At 68.9% G+C, this 543-nt stretch carries 1 pseudogene; it reads left to right on the top strand.

Annotated elements, in window-relative coordinates:
- Positions 1–314: 314 nt before the first annotated feature.
- Positions 315–543, top strand: a pseudogene (locus ABD353_RS40125) (hypothetical protein); the annotation flags it as partial.

Genomic DNA, 543 nt, shown 5'->3' with positions numbered 1-543 from the left:
CCGCAGCAGAGTTTCCCTGTCTGACCAGGCTGGCTAGCGAAACGCTGCCGGAGCATCGGGCTGGGGGCCGTTCGGGGCCCTCCGCACCCTGACCGCCGGCACCTACACCGAGCTGCGCCGCACCCAGGAAAGCGTCCGGATAGCCGAGGCGTTCAACCGGGCCGCCCGCCCCTGAACCGCGAGACAGGGTAACGGCCAGCCGCGCCACCTCGTGCGCTGGGCCGGTGGACCGAGACCAGGAATTCCCATTATCTGAAGGCGAGTTGGCACACACCAAGCCGCCTAACGACCTCGTGCATGGTTAGCCGTGGCCTGTGAGCGAGTTGCTCGTTGGACCAGACGTGGTGGGGACTGCGGCACGTGCGTTGATCGTCTCGGAGCGTCGGATCACCGGCCTGTCGCAGGTGGTGATCGCTGACCTGGTAGCCGAGTTGGGCCCGGTGTGGCAGGCCCGGCGTGACGCCGAGTTGTGCGACCGGCCGCGGCGGCGGGCCGTCGGCGCCGGAGCGAAGTACAAGCTGGTCTTCGTCGACCGGCTCCTGG

It is taken from the genome of Kitasatospora arboriphila (assembly GCF_039528095.1).
GTDB lineage: Bacteria > Actinomycetota > Actinomycetes > Streptomycetales > Streptomycetaceae > Kitasatospora > Kitasatospora arboriphila.
This window is presented reverse-complemented; position numbering and strand designations above follow the sequence as displayed.